This is a genomic window from Streptomyces sp. NPDC049970, from assembly GCF_040660235.1.
GTDB lineage: Bacteria > Actinomycetota > Actinomycetes > Streptomycetales > Streptomycetaceae > Streptomyces.
The window spans coordinates 61030-80721 of sequence record NZ_JBFALP010000015.1 but is presented as its reverse complement, the minus strand read 5'-3'; the positions used below and the strand labels follow the sequence as shown (position 1 = coordinate 80721).

The window sequence follows — 19692 nt, the reverse complement described above, 5'->3', positions numbered from 1 at the left end:
AACCCGTGTTGATCAGGGAGCTAGTCACTAGCGCCCCACCTGCACAAACCCCTGAAACAGGCCCGGGAGGCCCTTCATGACCCCTGCCCTGCTCGCTAGCGCACTTCTCCTTTTAGTCACCCTCGGTTACGTGTCCCTGTGTGCGGCCTCGCCGTTCGGGGACTGCCGCAAGTGCGGCGGTTGGGGCTTCGCGACGAAGACCGACCGCAAGGGCCGCACCAAGCGCGGCAGGGACTGCCGCCGCTGCAAGGCCACCGGCAAACGCATCCGCATCGGACGCCACCTCTACAACGTCGCCGCCCGCCTCCACCGCGACGGCACCCGCTGATGAACCACACCCGCAACATCGTCGTGGCCGCGCTGAGCGCCGCCACCGTCCTTGGCTCTGTCGGCTGCGAGCCCTACCCGCAGGGACCGGCCGGACAGGTCGTCAGCAGGGACCAGAGCCACGACCCCGCCACCAAGGCCAGCCGGTTCGAACTCACGGTACGGACCGACAGCGGCAAGCAGCGCACCTTCCAGGTCCACGTCGACGACTACAACGCCTGCCGCCCCCAGCGCGCCTACCCGAGCTGCACGCAGAACTGACCACCCACCCCCCGGCACCACCAGCACCGGAAAGAGGCCCCGTCGTGGCCATCACCGTCTCGCTCGTCTTCCTGTTCGGGCTCGTCCTGTTCTTCCTGCTCCGCTCCAGCACCCTCGGCTGGGGATCCGCGTTCATCGCCGTCATGTTCGGGTTCTTCCTCGCCTCCACCGGCGCCTCCGGACCCATCAACGAGCTGACCACCGCCGTCATCAACGCCGTACCGAACCTGTAGGAGGCACCGCCATGAACGAGCCCCTGATCCAGCACCACTGGGTGGCGCTCGCCGCCCCGAGGGTGGCCCCGGCTCTCGCCACGTCCACCGTGCTCATCCTGGGCCGGATCTGGAACGCCAACGGCGCCGAACACAGCACCGGGAACGCGGCGTTGATGGTCGTCCTCGCGGCCGGTGCGGCAACGGCCGGCGCGTTCGCCGCCGGGGGCCGAGGTGGCGGTGACGGGGTCCTCGCTGCGACCGCGTTCGCGACGTCTGGCGGCCTCGCCCTCGCCGGGGTCGCCGGATACGCCGACGGATCGTCCCTCCCCATTCTGCTGTGGGCCGTCGCCACCGCCGTGGCGTACGGGATCGCCGCCCGCTACTGGCGCACCGACCGCCGCGACACCATCGCCCACACTCGGCAGACCACCGTTCGGCGTGAGGAACACGGCCACGTCGAGCGCGTCGAAGCCCTGCGCGCTGGCGCGCAGATCGAGGCTGCCCGCGCAAGGGCCGTCTACGCCGAACAGCTCGCCACCGCACTTGTCACCCGCGCCGCACTACCCCACTTCAACCCGCAGGCGCTCACAGACGCAGGCCTGCCCGAGCTCCCCGCAGGCACCGAGCACGAATAGCTATGCCCGGGGCGGTCGCCTCTCGCCAAAGACCGCGACCGCCCCGGCTCCACTGTCCCTTCGCAGAAACAGGAGAAACCCCAGCATGGCTCAACCCACCCCGATCCGGCGAGTGCCCGGATATCAGCCCCGCGTCTTAGGTCTCTGTGCCGGATACGGCGGTCTGGAAGCGGCCATCGGTGCGGGGACCGGCGGTGTGCCGGTCGCCTACGCCGAGAACGACCCCTACGCGGCGAAGGTGTTCGCCGCCCACCACCCCGGGGTGTCGAACCTCGGGGACATCACCCGCATCGACTGGGAGCGGGTCCGTGACCTGTACCGACCCGACATCGTCGGCGCCGGGTTCCCGTGCCGCAACATCAGCAACGCCGGACGAAGGGATGGGATCAATGGCCAGTGGTCGAAGGTCTGGAAGAACGTCGCTGAGGCTGTGGGCGTCATTCGACCGCGCTACGTCTTCCTGGAAAACGTGGCGGCGCTCCGCTCGAGGGGGCTGGACGTCGTCGCCGCGGACCTGGCCGCGCACGGGTATGACGTCCGGTGGACATGTCTACGAGCTGGTGACCCCGAAATCGGCGCCCCGCACCCGCGGGACCGTTGGTTCGCAGTTGCCCATCCAGCTGATGCCGACCCCCACCACCTCGGACGGCACTGGCGGACCCGGCACCTCACCCAAGCGCAAGGGCGGGTTGAACCTGCGGACCGCGGTGACCAGGCTCCCGGCACCACCCCCGGAGGGGTGAGGCTGTTTCCCACGCCCACAGCGGCCGACTCAAGGGGGACTGCGAATTTCAGGGCCGATGGGACACCGTATGGAAACGGGTACGGGAACACCCTGACGGACGCCGTTCGCAGCCTGTTGCCCACCTCTGCCGCGCGGGACTGGAAGCCCGGCGCGTCCAACTTCCTCGGCCGTAACTCCCGGCCTCTGGACGAAGTGGTCGTAAATCTGCTGCCGACCCCGAAGGCCTCGGACGGGCCGCACGGCGGACCGAACCAGCGCGACACGTCCGGCCGCTACTACCTCCCCGGCCAGGCCGTACGCCTCGACCCCGCGTGGGTCGCGACCGACGGCACCGACTACGGACCCGCCATCCGCCGCTGGGAACACATCACCGGACGGCCGGCCCCCTGCCCGACCGAACCCGGCACCCGCGGCAACCGCCGCCTCTCCCCCGCCTTCGCCGAATGGCTCATGGGCCTCCCCGCCGGCTGGGTAACCAACGTTCCCGACATCCCGCGCAAGGAACAGCTCCGCATCATCGGCAACGGAGTCGTACCCCAACAAGCCACCTACGCCTACGCCTGGCTCCTCGGAGTCGTACCGGCAGCGTGGAACACCCCCCAGGCGGTGGCCGCATGAACACCCACCTGGGAACCGCCCTGGGCCTGGCCGCACGGCACGTGCCGGTACTGCCGTTGCGTGCGGGGAAGGTGCCGTTCGGAAATTGCCGGGCCTGCCGGCGCAACGCGTGCGGTGGCCGGCCGAACATGAAGGTGCCCGGGCCCTGCGACTGCCCGCGTGTCTGCCACGCGTGGGCCGCCGCGACCACCGACCGCGCTGTTCTCACCGGACGCCCGTGGGCGCCCGTTTGGGAGGATACGCAGGCGGTGGCCTACCACCCGGGCGGGGCCGGGCTGACCGTCGTTGACCTGGACAACGCGCAGGCCGTGGAATGGGCCCGCGAGACGCTCCCCACCACGCGGACCGTGCCCACGACGCGGGGCGAGCACTGGATCTACCGAGGCACCATGCGGTCCGTGAACGCGGTTCGGCCCGACGTCGACATCAAGTCGTCCATGTCCTATGCCCGGTGGCTCGGCCCCGGCACCGGCACCATGACCGAGCTCCCGGACGTAGTGCGCGCACTGGCCGTCAAGGAGCCTTCCACGGCCCGGCCGGCGCCGCACGCGATCACCGCGCCTGCACGGGCCGGGGACTGCCCTCACCGGATGCCCGCCTATCTGGACCGTGGCATCGCCATGGCAGAGCAGCGCATCACCGCGGCCCGCAGCACGGTCCACACGACCGTCTACCGCACCTTCCTCGCCGTCCTGTCCACGCACGGCCGGTGCGGGTGCCTCACCGAGGCCCACGCCGCCCGGCTGTTCGCCGCCGCCCAGACGCAGGGCGAGAGCGCCCGGCATTGCTCGGACGCGTGGACCAACGCCCGTACGGCATTGGGGATGTGAGTCATGTCCGAGGACGAGAAGACTCCGGCGCGTGAGGTCATCACCGAGTACGCGCAGTCGCACTTCCGGTACTTCCGCACCACGGAGGGCACCGTCTACGCCCAGCGGCTCGGCCACCCCGTGGCCCGCCCGATCCGCTCCCAGGGCACCACGGGTAGCCACCGGCAGGAACTCATGGTCGACCTCTTCAACGACGGGGTCGGCGTCTTCAACGGCACGTCGCTCAAGGAGGCGTTGGACTTGATCGAAGCACTCGCGCTGAGTCAGGACGTACAGCCCACACACATCCGTGTCGCACCCGGGTTCGACGGGGCGACGTGGCTGGACCTGGGCCGCGACGACGGGCAGTCCGTCCGCATCCACCCCAACGGCTGGGACGTCCTCATCCCCGACCCGCGTGAGGTGTGCTGGCGGCGCACCCAGCTCACCGGAGAACTCCCGATGCCCGCCCGGGACACCGAGGGCAAGGGCATCGACCAGCTGTTGCGGCTGACGAACTTCGCCACCGCCGACACCGAGAGCCTGGCCCTGGCCTGGCTCATCGGCTGTCTGGGCCCGTCCGTCCCCGTCCCGGCCCCGTTCCTCACCGGCCCGCAGGGCGCGGGCAAGTCCACGGCCGGCCGGATGCTCGTGCGGATCATCGAGGGCATGACCGGCGACCTGCGTAGGGCCCCGAAGGACGAAGAGAACCTGATCACGGCCGTCGCCGCAGGATGGGTCACCGCCCTGGACAACCTCTCGCACCTGGCCCCGGACCTGTCCGACCTCATGTGCTGCATCGTCACCGGAGCCGAGAGCATCAAAAGGGCCCTGTTCAGCGACGGGGATGTCGTCCGCTCCCGCTACCGCCGCCCTCTCCTGCTGACCGGGATCGACGTCGGCGTCATCCGCCCCGACCTCGCCGAACGCCTCCTGCCGCTGCGTCTGGAACGCCCGAGCGTGCGTCGCACCGAAGCGGAGCTGTGGCGGGAGTTCGAAGCGGCCCTGCCGGTCATCCTCGGCTCTCTCCTCGACCTGACGGTCAAGGTGAGGGCGACCGAGGCGGACATCCCGAGTGACCTGCGGATGGCGGACTTCGCTCACCTGTGCGCGCAGATCGACGCCGCCACGGGGTTCGGCACGCTCCCCGCCTACCGCAGCAGCCTGGACGAGCTGAACGACGACGTCATCGAAGGGGACCTCCTCGCGCAGACCGTCCTCAAGCACGCCGCCGGCCTCGACCCCGGCACCGAGACGCGGATGACGTCCTCGGAGTGGCTGCACCTCCTCAGCGGCCTCTACAGCGGCGACGACTGCCGTCCGCTGCCCAAAGGGTGGCCCACAACCGGGAAAGTCCTCTCCGACCGCCTCAAGCGCCTCCAGCCCACACTCGCCGCCAGGGGTCTACTCGTCGACTGGGGCCGCACCAAAGCGGGCCGGTACGTCGAAATGACCCGACGCCCGGCCCTGCCGCCCCACGAACAGCAGTCGCTCTGACCCGCACACACGACCGGGGTCAGGACAAGCAAGAGGAGCACCACCCGCCATGGCGACGGGTGCTCCTCTTGCTGTTCGGCGGAACGCCGCCCGAAGGTCGCGCCGCGAAGCGGCTCCCCACTTCACGCCCGAAGCAGCACCACACCACAACAGACACCCCCTCTCTTTTTTCTTAAGAAAGGGAAGGGTGCGTCACCCGCGTCACCACAAGGCCCGAAACAACCCCTGAACTGCGGCGATCAAGGTGACGCAGGACGGCTTCGGCTGCGTCACCCCGCGTCACCTGCGTCACCCCGCACCACCTCATGACGCACGCCTGCGTCACCGATGACGCACCCCCAGCCCCCTGCGTCACCACATAACCGCAGGTCAGACGTCACGAGTGACGCGGATGACGTGGTGACGCAGAAATCACAGCCTCGGACACATCTCGCGCTACCTCACCGCCAAGGAGCGAGCCCGTGCACCAGATTCATGCAGCCGCACCCCATGCGGCAGACGACTCCACGCTGATCCTGCTCACCGTGGAGGAGGCCGCCCGCCGCCTCCGCGTCGGCCGGACCACCTGCTTCGCCCTGATCCGCTCGGGCGCTTTGGAGTCGCTGACGATCGGCACCCTTCGCCGTGTCCCCGCCGATGCCCCGGCCGCGTACCTCGCACGCCGCCGAGCCGAGCAACACGCCGCCTGAACAACCACCGCACACACGGGACGCCCCCCGCCGGGCGGCGTCCCGTGCTCACACCTGAACTTGAAGGAGACCGCCCGTGGCGGAGAAGAAGCGCACTCGCCGTGCAAACGGTGAAACAGCCGTCTACTTCGGCAAGGACGGCCGTTGGCACGCCCGGGTGCCGATGGGCTACAAGGACAACGGTGAGCCCTACCGCAGGCACATCACCCGGCCGACTGAGGACGCCTTGGCTGAAGAGGTCAAGCGACTGGAGAAGCAGCGCGACCACGGAACTGCGCAGCAGCCCGGCAAGCTTTGGACGGTTGAGAAGTGGTTGTGGCACTGGGTCGAGAACATCGCCAAGGACGTCGTCAGCGAGAACACCTACGACGGGTACGAGGTCGCCGTTCGCGTGCACCTCGTGCCCGGCATCGGCAAGCACCGCATTGACCGCCTGGAGCCGGAGCACCTGGAGAGCCTGTACCGCCGGATGCAGAAGAACGGAAGCAAGGCAGCCACCGCTCACCAGGCCCACCGCACTGCCCGCACCGCCCTCGGTGAGGCGGTCCGCCGTGGCCACGCCGCGAAGAACGCCGCCGCTCTGGCCAAGCCGCCACGGGTAGAGGAGCCGGAGGAGGAGATCGAGCCCTACTCGGTCGAGGAGGTGCAGAGCCTGCTGGTCGAGGTGAACAAGCGACGCAACAGCGGCCGTTGGATGCTGGCCTTGGCCCTCGGCCTGCGACAGGGGGAGACGCTGGGGCTGCGCTGGGCCGATGTAGACCTGGACCACGAGTATCTGAAGCTGCGCCGAAACCGGCTGCGCCCCAAGTATGACCACGGGTGCAAGGAGACAGCTCCCTGCGGCCGTAAGGCCGGGTACTGCCCGGACCGCAAGCAGGTACGGCGCGAGACGAAGAACACCAAGTCGCGCGCCGGCCGCCGGGCAGTCCCCCTGCCGGGTCCCCTGGTCGTGATGCTGCGGAAGCACAGGGAGGTACAGGCCCGGGAGCGCAAGACCGCCGGCAACCTGTGGAACGAGTCGGACTACGTGTTCACGAAGCCGCTCGGTGGCCCGCTCAGCCCGAACACGGACTACCACGACTGGAAGAAGCTGCTGGAGGACGCTGGGGTGCGTGACGCGCGGCTGCATGATGCCCGTCACACCGCTGCCACCGTCCTTATGCTGCTCGGCATCCCGGACCGAGTGATCGACCAGATCATGGGCTGGGAGGCAGGCACGTCCTCACGGATGCGCGCACGGTACCTGCACGTGCCCGACGCCATGCTGAAGGAGGTGGCGCAGAAGATCGCGGACGCGATCTGGGGCCCCGCACCGAGTGCCCCTGTGGACAAAGACCAGAACAACGAGGGCTGAGCAACGTCGAAGGGCCCCACCGCAAGCGGTGGGGCCCTTCGACGTATTGCCCGGTGAGAGCAATGGCGGAGGATACGAGATTCGAACTCGTGAGGGGTTGCCCCCAACACGCTTTCCAAGCGTGCGCCCTAGGCCACTAGGCGAATCCTCCGCGGCAAACAATACAAGACGTCAGGGGGTGCTCGCGAACACGTTCCCCCGAGATCGTTCCGGAGTGCTCCTCGGGTGGGACGGGGTGGGGGAGCGGGTGGACGGCGGGGGGCTGGGATCGGCTAAGGTGGGCGTCAGCCCCTCACGTGGCGCTATCTGACTGAACTCCCCCAGGGCCGGAAGGCAGCAAGGGTAGGTTGGCTCTGGCGGGTGCGTGGGGGGCCCTTGCGTGTCCGGGGTGTGGTGTTCCGCCGGTCGCGCTGCCCGGGGCGGGGCCGGTTGTCGGTCCGCCCCGATAACCTCGTATGTGTGTCGTCCCTTGCGCTGTACCGCCGCTATCGCCCCGAGTCCTTCGCCGAGGTCATCGGTCAGGAGCATGTCACTGATCCGCTGCAGCAGGCCCTGAGGAACAACCGGGTCAATCACGCGTATCTGTTCAGCGGACCGCGCGGCTGCGGAAAGACGACCAGTGCGCGCATCCTCGCCCGTTGCCTGAACTGCGAGCAGGGGCCCACGCCCACGCCTTGCGGGACGTGCCAGTCCTGCCAGGACCTCGCGCGCAACGGGCCCGGTTCGATCGACGTCATCGAGATCGACGCCGCGTCGCACGGTGGCGTGGACGACGCCCGTGACCTGCGGGAGAAGGCGTTCTTCGGCCCCGCGTCGAGTCGGTACAAGATCTACATCATCGACGAGGCGCACATGGTCACCCCGGCCGGGTTCAACGCCCTGCTGAAGGTGGTCGAGGAGCCGCCGGAGCACCTGAAGTTCATCTTCGCGACCACCGAGCCCGAGAAGGTCATCGGCACGATCCGGTCGCGTACGCACCACTACCCGTTCCGGCTCGTGCCCCCCGGCACGCTGCGCGGCTACCTCGCGGAGGTGTGCGCCAAGGAGGACAGCTTCGTCGAGGACGGCGTGCTGCCTCTCGTGGTGCGCGCGGGTGCGGGTTCGGTCCGTGACTCGATGTCCGTCATGGACCAGCTACTGGCCGGCGCCGGTGACGACGGTGTGACATACGCCATGGCCACCTCGCTCCTCGGTTACACGGACGGGTCCCTCCTGGACTCCGTCGTGGACGCCTTCGCGGCCGCCGACGGAGCCGCGGCCTTCGAGGTCGTGGACCGGGTCATCGAGGGCGGCAACGACCCCCGGCGCTTCGTCGCAGACCTGCTGGAGCGACTGCGCGACCTGGTGATCCTCGCCGCTGTCCCGGACGCCGGGGAGAAGGGGCTCATCGACGCCCCCGCCGACGTGGTGGAACGGATGCAGGCCCAGGCGTCCGTCTTCGGCGCCGCAGAGCTGAGCCGCGCGGCCGACCTGGTCAACGAGGGGCTCACCGAGATGCGGGGGGCGACCTCCCCCCGGCTCCAGGTGGAGCTGATCTGCGCCCGGGTGCTGCTGCCCGCCGCCTTCGACGACGAGCGTTCCCTGCAGGCCAGGCTGGACCGGCTCGAGCGCGGTGCCGCGTCGTTCACGCCCGCCGCCCCCGGTCCCGCCATGGGTTACGTACCGGGACCCGACGCCCATGCGGGCGGTACCGGACTGCCCGCCGGAGGCCCGGCTGCCGCCCGTGCCGCGGCCCGGGGTGATGTTCCGGGCGGTGCTCCCGCCGACGTACCCCCGGCCGTGTCCTTTGCCGGGCAGGCCGAGGCCCCGCCCGTCGCGCAGGAGCCCGCGGCTCCGCGGCAGCCCCCCGTCCCGCAGGAGGCGCCTCCGGCCGAGCCGTCTCCGGCCGCCGCGCCGACCGGTCAGCGTCCCGGTTCCTGGCCCGCTGCCGCCGGACCCGGCAGCGGTGCCGGCGGGGCCGAGCCGGTCCGACGGCCGGGCGGCTGGCCGACGGCCTCCGCACCGGGTGGCGGTGTACCGCAGGCGCAGCCGCCCGCGTCCGCTCCTGCGCCGTCCCGGTCCGCTACCGCCGCACCCGCGCCGGCCCCGGCTGCTCAGGCACCCGCGCAGAGCGGCCAGGGCGCGGCCCAGGTCCGCAACATGTGGCCGGACATCCTCGAGGCCGTGAAGAACCGCCGCCGCTTCACCTGGATCCTGCTCAGTCAGAACGCCCAGGTCATCGGCTTCGACGGCACCACCCTGCAGATCGGTTTCCTCAACGCCGGTGCCCGCGACACCTTCGCGAGCAGTGGCAGCGAGGAGGTGCTGAAGCAGGCCCTTGCCCAGCAGTTCAACGCCAATTGGCGGGTCGACGCGGTCGTCGACCCGTCCGGTGGTGGCGGCGCGCCTCCGCAGGCGGGTGGCGGCGGTGGCAGGCCTCCGGCCGCGCCGTACCAGGCCCCGCCCGCGCCGCAGGCCCAGTCGTACGAGCCCCGGCCCGCCGCTCCTGCCCAGCAGACTCAGCCACCGGCACAGCAGCCCCCGCAGCAGGAGTCGGGCCGGCCGGAGCCGTCCTCGTACGACCGGGCGGCCCCGGAGCCTCCGCGGTCGGTCGCGCCCGAGGACGACACCGCCGAGGCGGACGATCCCGATCTCGTCGACTCCGCGCTCTCCGGGCACGACCTGATCGTCCGCGAGCTGGGCGCCACGGTCGTCGAGGAGTTCACCAACGAGTAGAGGGCGTGGAGGGGGCCGGTGGACGAGCCGGTGGACGAGCGGGCGAGCGGTGGGCCGGGCTCCGGGCCCCGCCGCGGCCCCGGGTCCGTCCACGGAGCGGCGCCCGTCGAGGCCCGTCGCCCCCGGCGGCTAGGCTGCACCCCGTGAAGGTCCTCGTCATCGGCGGCGGCGCCCGCGAACACGCCCTGTGCCGCTCTCTCTCCCACGACCCCGATGTCACCGCTCTGTACTGCGCCCCCGGCAACGCCGGAATCGCAGAGGTGGCCGAACTGCACCCGGTCGACGCACTCGACGGCGAAGCCGTCGCGCGCCTCGCCACCGAGCTGGGCGCCGAGCTGGTGGTCGTCGGCCCGGAGGCGCCGCTTGTCGCCGGTGTGGCCGACGCCGTCCGCGCGGCCGGCATCCCCTGCTTCGGCCCTTCGCGCGAGGCCGCGCGGCTGGAGGGCTCCAAGGCGTTCGCCAAGGACGTCATGGCCGGTGCCAACGTCCCGACGGCCCGGAGCTACGTCTGCACCACGGCCGCCGAGATCGACGAGGCCCTGGACGCCTTCGGAGCCCCGTACGTCGTGAAGGACGACGGTCTGGCGGCCGGCAAGGGCGTCGTCGTCACGGACGACGTCGAAGCCGCCCGTGTCCACGCACTGGCCTGCGGCCGGGTGGTCATCGAGGAGTTCCTCGACGGTCCCGAGGTGAGCCTCTTCGCGATCACCGACGGCACCACGGTGCTGCCCCTCCAGCCCGCCCAGGACTTCAAGCGCGCCCTGGACGGTGACGAGGGGCCGAACACCGGCGGCATGGGCGCGTACTCCCCGCTCCCGTGGGCCGACCCGAAGCTGGTCGACGAGGTCATGCAGACGGTCCTTCAGCCGACCGTCGACGAGCTCCGGCGCCGTGGCACCCCGTTCTCCGGGCTGCTGTACGCCGGCCTCGCGATCACTTCGCGCGGTGTGCGGGTCATCGAGTTCAACGCCCGGTTCGGCGACCCGGAGACCCAGGTGGTCCTGGCCCGGCTGAAGACGCCGCTGGCCGGCGTGCTGCTCGGCGCCGCCAACGGCACCCTGGACGTCGTACCCGCCCTGCACTGGCGCGACGACGCCGCGGTCACCGTGGTCGTGGCCTCGCACAACTACCCGGAGACGCCCCGTACGGGAGACCCGATCGACGGTCTCGCGGACGTGGTGGCGAAGGATGCGCCGCACGCCTTCGTCCTGCACGCCGGCACCCGGCAGGACGGTGACGCGGTCGTCAGCGCCGGCGGGCGCGTTCTCTCCGTGACGGCGACCGGCAAGGACCTCACGCAGGCCCGTGACCGCGCCTACGCGGCGGTCGGACGGATCCGGCTCGACGGATCCCAGCACCGTACGGACATCGCGCGCAAGGCAGCCGAACAGGCCTGAGCCGCGTCGGCCGTTCCCTGAGCCGCGCGTCGGCCGTTTCCTGAGGGACGCGGCTCGTCCCTGAGAGACGCCGGCCGTGCTCCGCGCCACGACCGTTCCCCGTGCCCGGCCCCCCTCCGGAGGTGCCGGGCACAGGTGCGTCCGGGCCCGCGTCATCCGAGGCCGGGCGGGGTTTTCAAGGCCCGTCGGCGCAGCCGGAAGGGCGCGGGCGGTATCACCGGACCCCTGTCCGCCCGCGCGTCAGCAGCTTTGCCCAAAGCCATTCCATCGGGTGACGACTCCGCCATCCGGATGACGGCCGCCGAGGCCCCAACTAGGGTGCGGCGCAGGCGTTCCGGCACTTGGCCCACCGGCATTGCGATGTCGGTGGCGGGTGCCACAGTGGGGGAGTGACCAACACCGTCGCGGGGGCAGAGGGGGTGACGTACAGCCATGTCCGGTACCGGTTCGGTTGAGGAGCTGGGCGCGCACGCAGCGCGGGCCAGGGCGGTGGCTCTGCTGCGCATCCGCAGCAGAGCCACCGCCCTGGCGATCCTGCCGGCGGGCGCGGCCGTCGTGCTGCTCGTCGCGAACGCCCAGGGGCGCCTCGACGGACGTGCGTGGTCCACGGTCAGCTGGGCGCTGGCGGGTTTCGCGGTCGTGGTGCTGCTGGTCGCCGCGGCCGTCGCCGTCGCGGTGGCGCGAGCCAGGCCCGCCGTCAGCCCCACGGTGCCCCTCACGGAGGCTGCGGCCCCCGATCTGTACCGGCTGGTCCGCGATCTCGCCGACCGGCTCGACGTCCCTGCCCCGTCGGCCATAGAGCTGACCCCCGACTGCGACAGCTGGCTGGAGGACCGTACGCATCCGGCCGCCCGGTCCGGGGCCGCAGGCGCGGCCGAGGGGATGCCGGCCGCCGGGCGCGGCCGGCGCGTCCCGGCGGCCCCCGTGCTCGTCATCGGCTCACCTTTCCTGTGGTGGATGCGGGTCGCCGAGCTGCGCGCGGTGCTGGCCCCGGTCGTCGCGGGTACCGGGCCGTCCGCCCATCCCGACATAGCCGCTGCCCGCCGCTTCGTCCGAGGGCTGGACGCGGCGGTGGCCGACGCCGCGCTGCCGGGGCAGGGGTTCGTACGCGGGATTCCCACGGCCTTCGTGGGATGGATCGCCAAGGTGATGCTGCGCGGCTGCCGCGGTCACGCCGCCGAGATGGAGCGCTGTGTCGCAGCCGCCGCCTCGGGCCGCGCCCAGGAAGTGGACTACGGACTGAGGATCCGCGCCCAGGAGCAGGTCGGTCTCGCCTACGCCGGATGGGACCGGCTGCTGACCCGGGTCGCGCTGCCCGCCTGGCGGATGGGCCGCTGGCCGTCCCGCCTCGACGCCGGCGTCGTGTCCGCGCTGACGGAGCTCTCCCGGCGCGACCGGCTGGCCGAAGGATTCACCAGCCGGCTGGGGGAGCGCCCCGCCTGTGACCTCATCGAGGAGCCGGGCGCCGCCGACGAGGCGGCCTCATTGCTGGCGGCCCGGCTGTTCCACGGCGGGCCGGCCGAGACGGGCCCCGGCTGGGCCCCCGTCGACTGGCAGCAGTACCCGGAGGAGGTCGTGGACCGGAAGTGGCGTTCGGAGGCGGCCAGGCTGCACCAGGTGCTGGACGCGCTGGGGGTGACCACGAGCGTGGGGCGGCCGGGGGCGGACAGCCCTCCGGTCCCGACGCTGGCGCGCGTCATCGACCACCTCGCCGCGCCCGGCGCCGACAGCGAGGCCCTCGCCGCCGGGATCGGGGCGGCCGTCGCCCGTGACGAGGCGGGCGCTGAGCCGGGTACGGCACCGGGAGCCGGCAGTGGCGGACCCGGTGGCACCCCGGCGGGTGGTTCCCAGGCCGGGACGGCCACCGGCGCTCCGACCGGCACGGCGGCCACCGGTGCGTCGGCCGCCGGGGCCGCCATCGGGCTCCTCGATCCCTGGGGCCCCGTGCCGCTGCCGCTCTTCCCCCTCCAGCCGCCGCGTACGGGCGCGGAACTGCTCGCCGACCACGTGGTGGCGATGGTCTGCTGCGCCGCCGTGGACACGGCGGGGGCCGCGCCCGGCCTCGACTGGCTCGACGGTCCCGCCCTCCTCGTCGACGGTGGACGCAGGTCGGATCCGGGTGCCCCGGTGCTCAGCCTCGTCGAGGACGGCGACGCCGAGCCGCTGCGTTCCTGGCTGACCGAGGTGGGCGTCCGCGCCGACAAACCCGTACGCCTGGGTTGAACGACCGTTCGTCCACCGAAGACGCGAAATATCCCGTATGTCAGCTCCATATCCGGATGATCTCCTTCCGTTCACGTCAATTCGCGACGAACGGTGACGGAGTGCGTGCGTTATGTGATGTGCTGGAGACCGGCGCCGGCATCCGGCGCACCAGGTCTTTCGGGGGGCGAGGGAGGGGAGCGGGATGGGGGCGGAGCAGATCCGGCGATGGGAATCGGGTGCCCTCGCGCACGCCGTGAGCGACCCTTTCGGGCAGGGCCCGCTGCCATGGCTGCGCGGCAGTGAGAACTACTTCGACGACACCGGCCAGGTCGTCCCCTGGTACGCCGACCTCGGCCGCGGCGCCGGCGGGGGCACGCGGACCGCCGACGACGTGCACCGCCAGATCAAGGGGTTCGTGTCCCCCGGCGCCGCGGCCCCCGGCGAGGCGATCGACTTCCACATCACCGTGGACCCGCCCCAGCAGTTCTCCGTGGACGTCTACCGCATCGGGCACTACGCCGGTGACGGCGCGGCCAAGATCACCACGAGCCCGCGCCTGTCCGGCATCGTCCAGCCGCCGCCGCTGATGGCCGGCCGGACGGTCTCCTGCCATCACTGGTGGCTCTCCTGGCGGCTGCAGATCCCGAGCTACTGGTCGGTCGGCGCGTACGTCGCCGTCCTGACCACCGCCGACGGGTACCGCTCGCACATCCCCTTCACGGTCCGCGACGACCAGCCGGCGGACCTGCTTCTCCTGCTGCCGGACGTCACGTGGCAGGCCTACAACCTCTACCCGGAGGACGGCCGCACCGGCGCGAGTCTCTACCACGCGTGGGACGGGGAGGGCCGGCTGCTGGGGGAGGAGGACGCCGCGGTCACCATCTCCTTCGACCGTCCCTACGCGGGCGCGGGCCTGCCCCTGCACGTGGGCCACGCCTACGACTTCATCCGCTGGGCCGAGCGCTACGGCTACGACCTCGCCTACGCCGACGCCCGCGACCTGCACGCCGGCCGTGTCGACCCCAGCCGCTACCGGGGCCTGGTGTTCCCCGGCCACGACGAGTACTGGTCGCTGTCCATGCGCCGCACCACCGAGCGCGCCCGGGACACCGGCACGTCCCTCGTCTTTCTCTCCGCCAACACGATGTACTGGCAGGTCGGGCTCGGCCCGTCCGCCTCCGGAGTCCCCGACCGCCTGCTCACCTGCCGCAAGCGCAACGGCCCCGGGAAGCCCGCGCTGTGGCGTGAGGTCGACCGTGCCGAACAGCAGCTGCTCGGCATCCAGTACGCGGGCCGGGTCCCCGAGCCCCACCCCCTGGTCGTGCGCAACGGCGGGCACTGGCTCTGGGAGGCGACCGGAGCGGCCGAGGGCGACGAGCTCGAGGGGCTGGTCGCCGGAGAGGCCGACCGCTACTTCCCGCGTACGACGCTGCCGGAGCACGAGAACCGCATGCTGCTCGCGCACTCTCCGTACCGCGACAGCGAAGGGGCCACCCGGCACCAGGAGACCTCGCTCTACCGCGCGCCGTCGGGCGCGCTCGTCTTCGCCTCGGGCACCTTCGCCTGGTCCCCGGCGCTCGACCGCCCCGGGCACGTCGACTCCCGCATCCAGCGGGCCACCGCCAACCTGCTCGACCGGATCTGCAAGCGCGACTGAGCGGTGCGGGCCGGCTGCCGGTCGACACGCCCCAGGCCGGGGCGGCCTGCCCGGTGACCCGGCGGCGGCGCGGCCTTTGTCGCACGCCGGTCCGTGGCGGGGTACCGCGCGGCACGCCCAGGTCCCCTGCACCCACCTCCGCACGTCCACGGCGCGACCCCTGTCCGCGTGGCCCCTTCGTATGCGGGACAATCGGAACGACTCCTGGATCAACCTACGCGGAGGCAGCGTGTCCGGTTTCGTAGAAAAGCCCGAGCCCGTGCAGGTGCCGGGGCTCACCCACCTGCACACCGGCAAGGTGCGCGACCTGTACCGGAACGAGGCCGGTGACCTCGTCATGGTCGCCAGCGACCGTATCTCCGCGTACGACTGGGTCCTGCCCACCGAGATCCCCGACAAGGGCCGCGTCCTCACCCAGCTGTCGCTGTGGTGGTTCGACCAGCTCGCCGACCTCGTCCCCAACCACGTGCTGTCGACCGACCTTCCCGCCGGTGCGCCCGGCGACTGGGCCGGCCGCACCCTGATCTGCCGTTCGCTGCGGATGGTCCAGGTCGAGTGCGTGGCGCGCGGATATCTGACCGGGTCAGGGCTGACCGAGTACGACGCGGCCCGCACGGTCTGCGGGCTCGCGCTGCCCGAGGGCCTCGTCGACGGTTCCGAGCTCCCGGCACCGATCTTCACCCCGGCCACCAAGGCCGCGGTCGGCGACCACGACGAGAACGTGTCGTACGAGGAGGTCGCCCGCGAGGTCGGTCCCGAGACGGCGGCGATGCTGCGCCGTACGACCCTGGACGTGTACGGGCGGGCCCGGGACATCGCGCGTGAGCGCGGGATCATCCTCGCCGACACGAAGTTCGAGTTCGGCTTCGCGCCCACGGCGGACGGCGGCGAGGAGCTGATCCTCGCGGACGAGGTGCTGACCCCGGACTCCTCGCGCTTCTGGCCGGCCGAGACCTGGGAGCCGGGCAGGGCACAGCCCTCGTACGACAAGCAGTTCGTGCGTGACTGGCTGACGTCTCCCGCTTCCGGCTGGGACCGCCACAGCGAGCAGCCGCCGCCGGCGCTTCCGCGGGAGATCGTCGAGGCGACCCGTGCGAAGTACCTGGACGCGTACGAGCTCCTCACCGGCCTCAACTGGTCGACCGAGGGCCGCTGACGGAAGAAGGCCCCGGTCACGAGGACCGGGGCCTTCTTGCATGGAGCGAACGACGAGGTTCGAACTCGCGACCTCAACCTTGGCAAGGTTGCGCTCTACCAGCTGAGCTACGTTCGCAGGCGCCGAAGCGCGGTGCTCACTATACCCAACCTCTCTCCCTGGCGAGACGCACCGCCGAGTGACGGTTCTCCGCACCGAGTTTGGACACGGCCGCCGACAGGTAGTTGCGCACGGTGCCCTGCGACAGCGAGGCGCGCTCCGCGATCTCCGCGACCGGTGCCCCGTCGGCGGCCAGTTCCAGCACCTCGGCCTCCCGGGCGGTCAGCGGGGAGTCGCCGGCGGCGATCGCGTCGGCCGCCAAGTCCGGGTCGACGTAGCGGTTTCCCGCGTGCACGGTGCGGATGATCTCGGCCAGCCGCCGGGCGCTGACCGTCTTCGGTACGAACGCCCGCACACCCGCGGCGAGTGCCCGTTTCAGATTCCCGGGTCTGCCGTGGCTCGTCACGATCATGGTGCGGCACTCCGGCAGCGCCGACCGCAGGGATGTGGCCACCTTCACACCGTCCGCGCCCGGCATCTCCAGGTCGAGGACGGCGACGTCGGGGCGGTGCGCCAGCGCCATGGCGAGCGCCTCCGGGCCGGTGGCGGCCTCGGCGACCAGGACGATGTCGTCCTCCAGCGCGAGGAGTGCCGCCAGCGCGCCCCGGATCAGGTGCTCGTCGTCGGCGAGCAGGACCCGCACGGGGCCCGGTCCGGTGCTCACGCGGCCGCTTCCCCACCGGCGGTGCCCGGACCGTCGTACGTGCCGTCCGCCGGTGCGGGCAGGGGCACCCGAACCGTCAGGCGGAAGCAGCCGGTGCCGCCGACAGGGCCCGCCTCCAGCGTGCCGTCGTGCGCGGCGAGCCGCTCCCGCAGCCCGGTCAGCCCCGTGCCCGGCGTCTGCCGGGGGCCCCCGCCCGCTCCGGCGCCTCCGTCGGGCGGGCCGGCCGGTTCGGGCACGCCGTCGTTCTGCACCATGAGGACCACCTCTTCCTGCCGCGCGTCCCCGCGCTCCTGTTTCCCGCCGGCCCGCTCACCCGTGGAGAGCCGGATGGTGCAGCCACGGGGGTCGCCGTGCCGCAGTACGTTCGTCGTCGCCTCCCGCACGACCCAGCCCAGCGCGGACTGGAGGTCCGGGGGGAGCGCCGGGCCGTCGTCCAGGCCGTGGACCACACCTTCGATGCCGGCGGCCCGCAGCACGCTCAGGGCGCCTTCGAGCTCGGTGCGCAGGCTCGCCTGCCGGTAGCCGCGTACGACGTCCCGGATCTCACGCTGCGACTCCTGGGCGATCCGCTGGACCTCGGCCATCTGGGACAGTGCCTCCGGCCTTCCACGCTCGGCGAGTTGGACGGCCAGCTCGCTCTTCAGCGCCATCACCGCGAGGTTACGGCCCATCACATCGTGGATGTCGCGGCCGAACCGCAGCCGCTCCTCGGCGACCGCGACGCGGGTCTGGAGCTCACGTGCGGCATCCAGCTCCTTCACCACACCGGCCAGCCAGGCCGAGAAGACGTACGTCACGACGAACAGCGCGCCCGCGCAGGCGACGCCGACGAAGTCCAGCCAGGTCTGCCGCCATCCCAGACCCAGCAGCGCCGTGGCGGCGGCGGTGGCCGTCGCCGCGGCTATCACCGAGAGGACGCGCTCCCGCGTCGTACGCAGACCGAGGGCGAGCGTCCCCAGCCCGAAGGCGGTGATCCCCATCAGCAGGAGTGCGAAGTCGCCGTCCCTGGAAAGGGCCCCGCTGTCGAGGAGGAGGATGAGCACGACGAGGCACACGCCCGTCAGCGCCGCGGAGGCGGCGAGCAGGGCCCCGGAGCGTTCCCTGCGGCCGAGCCGCCAGTCGAGAGCCCTGGTGGACACGACGGCGCACATCGCGGAGTGCCCGAGGAGCAGCAGGAACAGCCAGATGTCCGAGGGGCTCCGCTCCCCGAGGAGCAGCGGAAAGGCCAGTGCCCCCACTTCGAGCCCGGCCATCGCCTGGAAGGTGTACCGGGTGTAGAGCTCGACCTTCGCCGTGTCGCTTCTGGCCGCCGGCCGCACCCAGGGGCCGCCGGCGAGCCGCCACCTGCCGGTCCGGCCTGTCATGCCCTCTGCCACGGTGCTCTCCGTTCCCGTCTTCGAAGCCCCCGGCACGGCGCCGCGGCGTCCCGCCACCCTCGGCGGCGGCGCCGGAGATCCCGCTTTCCGCCGGGAGGAAGTCGCCGCTGGTCATGGTCCAAGACTTCCGCCGGGACCCGGCGGAGGACAGTGCGTGCTGTCATCACTGTTCATGACATACGTCATGCGTCGGCAACCGGAAACGTCAAAGGCCCCGGTCGATTTCGACCGGGGCCTTTGAATCAAGAGCGGACGACCAGGTTCGAACTGGCGACCTCAACCTTGGCAAGGTTGCGCTCTACCAACTGAGCTACGTCCGCATTGCTGCCACTCGGCATTCACCGGTGGAGCGCTCACTACTCTACCTGATCCACTGAGTGGCCCGGTAAGGCAGTGCAGAGCGGGTGACAGGAATTGCACACTGCGCCTTCCCCCTGGAAGGGGGATGTTCTACTACTGAACTACACCCGCACGCTGCGTCGGACCCGGCTTTTCGGCCTTGCCCTTCGGCGTGCTCCAGACTCTAGCCGACCTGCAGGGGTGTTGTGCAAGTCGGCTCCCCGGGACGTCTCCCCGGGGGCCGTCGCCCGCCAGACCGGAATGGAACATTCCGGGCGCGGCCCTCAACTGGCGGCCTGGAACGCCTCGTAGACCTTCTTGGGGATCCGGCCGCGGGCCGGTACCTCCATCCGGTGCGAGCGGGCCCACGCGCGCACGGCCGCGGGGTCGGGGGCCAGTGAGGTGTGGTGGTAGGACACCGGTGTCCTACCGCGCTTGCCGGCATTTGTCTGCTTTCGGCCGGCCGCCAGGTAGGGAGCCAGCGTCTTGCGTAGTTTCTTGGCATTGGCGGGATTGAGGTCGATCTCGTACGACTTGCCGTCCAGGGCGAAGGTGACCGTTTCCGCCGCTTCTCCCCCGTCGATGTCGTCGGAGAGCGTTACCACGACGCGCTGAGCCACGGATATCGGTCCTTTCCTGCGGCATCGTCGCATCTGACATGCGGTGATGCCGGCCTTCCGGCGGCTGGGCGGATACGGATCGGCCGGTGTCGACTGTCCCAGGGGTAATCGTGCTTTCCCTGTATTCATTTGTACAGCGGTGGGAGCCGCATTGTGAAGCCCTGCCAATTGCATCCGCGTGTTGCGTCCATGTGTCCGCGCGTAATCCGGGTGGAGATTTTTCTCCCCGGGTTTTACCCGTGCGCAACCTCCCTCCGATATCTCGGCGTGATCGGGACCACCGTATATCTACCCGCGTAGAATTTCTGGCCAGG

At 71.3% G+C, this 19692-nt stretch carries 17 protein-coding genes, 4 tRNA genes, 1 other RNA gene and 1 pseudogene; 16 read left to right on the top strand and 7 right to left on the bottom strand.

All coding sequences use genetic code 11. From position 1 onward, the window contains the following. The first annotated feature begins 76 nt into the window (after positions 1 to 76). The 10 genes and pseudogenes from AB0I83_RS23720 to AB0I83_RS23675 all read left to right on the top strand — a co-directional run bounded on the left by AB0I83_RS23720 (position 77) and on the right by AB0I83_RS23675 (position 7150). On the top strand, positions 77 to 328 hold the full coding sequence (locus AB0I83_RS23720; protein ID WP_363306027.1) for a hypothetical protein: 252 nt from the start codon (positions 77 to 79) through the stop codon (positions 326 to 328). Then, entirely contained in the window at positions 328 to 588 is a 261-nt protein-coding gene (locus AB0I83_RS23715) for a hypothetical protein (protein ID WP_363306026.1), read from the top strand. The genes AB0I83_RS23720 and AB0I83_RS23715 overlap by 1 nt, the downstream gene beginning before the upstream one ends. A 44-nt stretch (positions 589 to 632) precedes the next feature. Beyond that, complete coding sequence (locus AB0I83_RS23710) at positions 633 to 821, top strand: hypothetical protein (RefSeq protein WP_363306025.1); 189 nt, start codon at positions 633 to 635, stop codon at positions 819 to 821. An 11-nt stretch (positions 822 to 832) separates the two neighbouring features. Then, positions 833 to 1438: a hypothetical protein gene (locus AB0I83_RS23705; protein WP_363306024.1), complete on the top strand. Its 606-nt coding sequence runs from the start codon at positions 833 to 835 to the stop codon at positions 1436 to 1438. 85 nt (positions 1439 to 1523) lie between these two features. After that, positions 1524 to 2063: pseudogene (locus tag AB0I83_RS23700) on the top strand (DNA cytosine methyltransferase); the annotation flags it as partial. A 234-nt stretch (positions 2064 to 2297) separates the two neighbouring features. Further along, complete coding sequence (locus AB0I83_RS23695) at positions 2298 to 2801, top strand: DNA (cytosine-5-)-methyltransferase (RefSeq protein ID WP_363306091.1); 504 nt, start codon at positions 2298 to 2300, stop codon at positions 2799 to 2801. Continuing rightward, the gene (locus tag AB0I83_RS23690; protein WP_363306023.1) at positions 2798 to 3631 is read left to right on the top strand and encodes a DNA primase; all 834 of its coding nucleotides are present in this window, start codon (positions 2798 to 2800) and stop codon (positions 3629 to 3631) included. Before AB0I83_RS23695 ends, AB0I83_RS23690 begins: the two co-directional genes overlap by 4 nt. A 3-nt stretch (positions 3632 to 3634) precedes the next feature. Beyond that, complete coding sequence (locus AB0I83_RS23685) at positions 3635 to 5107, top strand: ATP-binding protein (protein WP_363306022.1); 1473 nt, start codon at positions 3635 to 3637, stop codon at positions 5105 to 5107. A gap of 461 nt (positions 5108 to 5568) precedes the next feature. Continuing rightward, positions 5569 to 5796, top strand: coding sequence for an excisionase family DNA-binding protein (locus tag AB0I83_RS23680; RefSeq protein ID WP_363306021.1), 228 nt, complete (start codon positions 5569 to 5571; stop codon positions 5794 to 5796). A gap of 76 nt (positions 5797 to 5872) precedes the next feature. Further along, a complete protein-coding gene (locus AB0I83_RS23675) occupies positions 5873 to 7150 on the top strand; it encodes a site-specific integrase (RefSeq protein WP_363306020.1) in 1278 nt (425 codons plus the stop codon). A 63-nt stretch (positions 7151 to 7213) separates the two neighbouring features. Here the strand turns inward: AB0I83_RS23675 and AB0I83_RS23670 are convergent. Then, positions 7214 to 7301, bottom strand: a tRNA-Ser gene (locus AB0I83_RS23670). Between the two features lie 132 nt (positions 7302 to 7433). On the opposite strand from AB0I83_RS23670, the gene ffs reads away from it, so the two are divergent. From ffs to AB0I83_RS23640, 6 genes are all read left to right on the top strand, one after another. Beyond that, positions 7434 to 7530: signal recognition particle sRNA small type (ffs, locus tag AB0I83_RS23665), an RNA gene on the top strand. 79 nt (positions 7531 to 7609) lie between these two features. Then, on the top strand, positions 7610 to 9865 hold the full coding sequence (locus AB0I83_RS23660; protein ID WP_363306019.1) for a DNA polymerase III subunit gamma and tau: 2256 nt from the start codon (positions 7610 to 7612) through the stop codon (positions 9863 to 9865). A 143-nt stretch (positions 9866 to 10008) separates the two neighbouring features. Next, positions 10009 to 11262, top strand: coding sequence for a phosphoribosylamine--glycine ligase (gene purD / locus AB0I83_RS23655; RefSeq protein ID WP_363306018.1), 1254 nt, complete (start codon positions 10009 to 10011; stop codon positions 11260 to 11262). Positions 11263 to 11694: 432 nt separating this feature from the next. Next, positions 11695 to 13485, top strand: a complete 1791-nt coding sequence (locus AB0I83_RS23650; RefSeq protein ID WP_363306017.1) for a hypothetical protein — start codon at positions 11695 to 11697, stop codon at positions 13483 to 13485. A 184-nt stretch (positions 13486 to 13669) separates the two neighbouring features. Further along, positions 13670 to 15124 carry a N,N-dimethylformamidase beta subunit family domain-containing protein gene (locus AB0I83_RS23645; RefSeq protein WP_356534868.1) on the top strand — a complete coding sequence of 485 codons (1455 nt, stop codon included), beginning with the start codon at positions 13670 to 13672 and terminating at the stop codon, positions 15122 to 15124. Between the two features lie 229 nt (positions 15125 to 15353). Next, positions 15354 to 16280: a phosphoribosylaminoimidazolesuccinocarboxamide synthase gene (locus AB0I83_RS23640; RefSeq protein WP_356534871.1), complete on the top strand. Its 927-nt coding sequence runs from the start codon at positions 15354 to 15356 to the stop codon at positions 16278 to 16280. A gap of 41 nt (positions 16281 to 16321) precedes the next feature. On the opposite strand, the gene AB0I83_RS23635 is transcribed toward AB0I83_RS23640, so the two are convergent. The 6 genes from AB0I83_RS23635 to AB0I83_RS23610 form a co-directional block, all read right to left on the bottom strand. Next, positions 16322 to 16397 (bottom strand) — tRNA-Gly (locus AB0I83_RS23635). A 22-nt stretch (positions 16398 to 16419) separates the two neighbouring features. Next, complete coding sequence (locus AB0I83_RS23630) at positions 16420 to 17043, bottom strand: response regulator transcription factor (protein WP_363306016.1); 624 nt, start codon at positions 17041 to 17043, stop codon at positions 16420 to 16422. Further along, positions 17040 to 18419, bottom strand: a complete 1380-nt coding sequence (locus AB0I83_RS23625) for a histidine kinase (protein ID WP_363306015.1) — start codon at positions 18417 to 18419, stop codon at positions 17040 to 17042. The genes AB0I83_RS23630 and AB0I83_RS23625 overlap by 4 nt, the downstream gene beginning before the upstream one ends. Positions 18420 to 18666: 247 nt before the next feature. Next, positions 18667 to 18739, bottom strand: a tRNA-Gly gene (locus tag AB0I83_RS23620). 79 nt (positions 18740 to 18818) lie between these two features. Beyond that, positions 18819 to 18890: transfer RNA gene (locus AB0I83_RS23615), tRNA-Gly, on the bottom strand. A 152-nt stretch (positions 18891 to 19042) separates the two neighbouring features. Beyond that, positions 19043 to 19378, bottom strand: coding sequence for an Lsr2 family protein (locus tag AB0I83_RS23610; protein ID WP_363306014.1), 336 nt, complete (start codon positions 19376 to 19378; stop codon positions 19043 to 19045). Positions 19379 to 19692: the final 314 nt, after the last annotated feature.

Bases quoted from the DNA above. Each gene is read 5' to 3' on its own strand.
- AB0I83_RS23720 (WP_363306027.1), top strand. From the start codon at position 77: ATGACCCCTGCCCTGCTCGCTAGCGCACTTCTCCTTTTAGTCACCCTC.
- AB0I83_RS23715 (WP_363306026.1), top strand. From the start codon at position 328: ATGAACCACACCCGCAACATCGTCGTGGCCGCGCTGAGCGCCGCCACC.
- AB0I83_RS23705 (WP_363306024.1), top strand. From the start codon at position 833: ATGAACGAGCCCCTGATCCAGCACCACTGGGTGGCGCTCGCCGCCCCG.
- AB0I83_RS23690 (WP_363306023.1), top strand. From the start codon at position 2,798: ATGAACACCCACCTGGGAACCGCCCTGGGCCTGGCCGCACGGCACGTG.
- AB0I83_RS23685 (WP_363306022.1), top strand. From the start codon at position 3,635: ATGTCCGAGGACGAGAAGACTCCGGCGCGTGAGGTCATCACCGAGTAC.
- AB0I83_RS23650 (WP_363306017.1), top strand. From the start codon at position 11,695: ATGTCCGGTACCGGTTCGGTTGAGGAGCTGGGCGCGCACGCAGCGCGG.
- AB0I83_RS23645 (WP_356534868.1), top strand. From the start codon at position 13,670: ATGGGGGCGGAGCAGATCCGGCGATGGGAATCGGGTGCCCTCGCGCAC.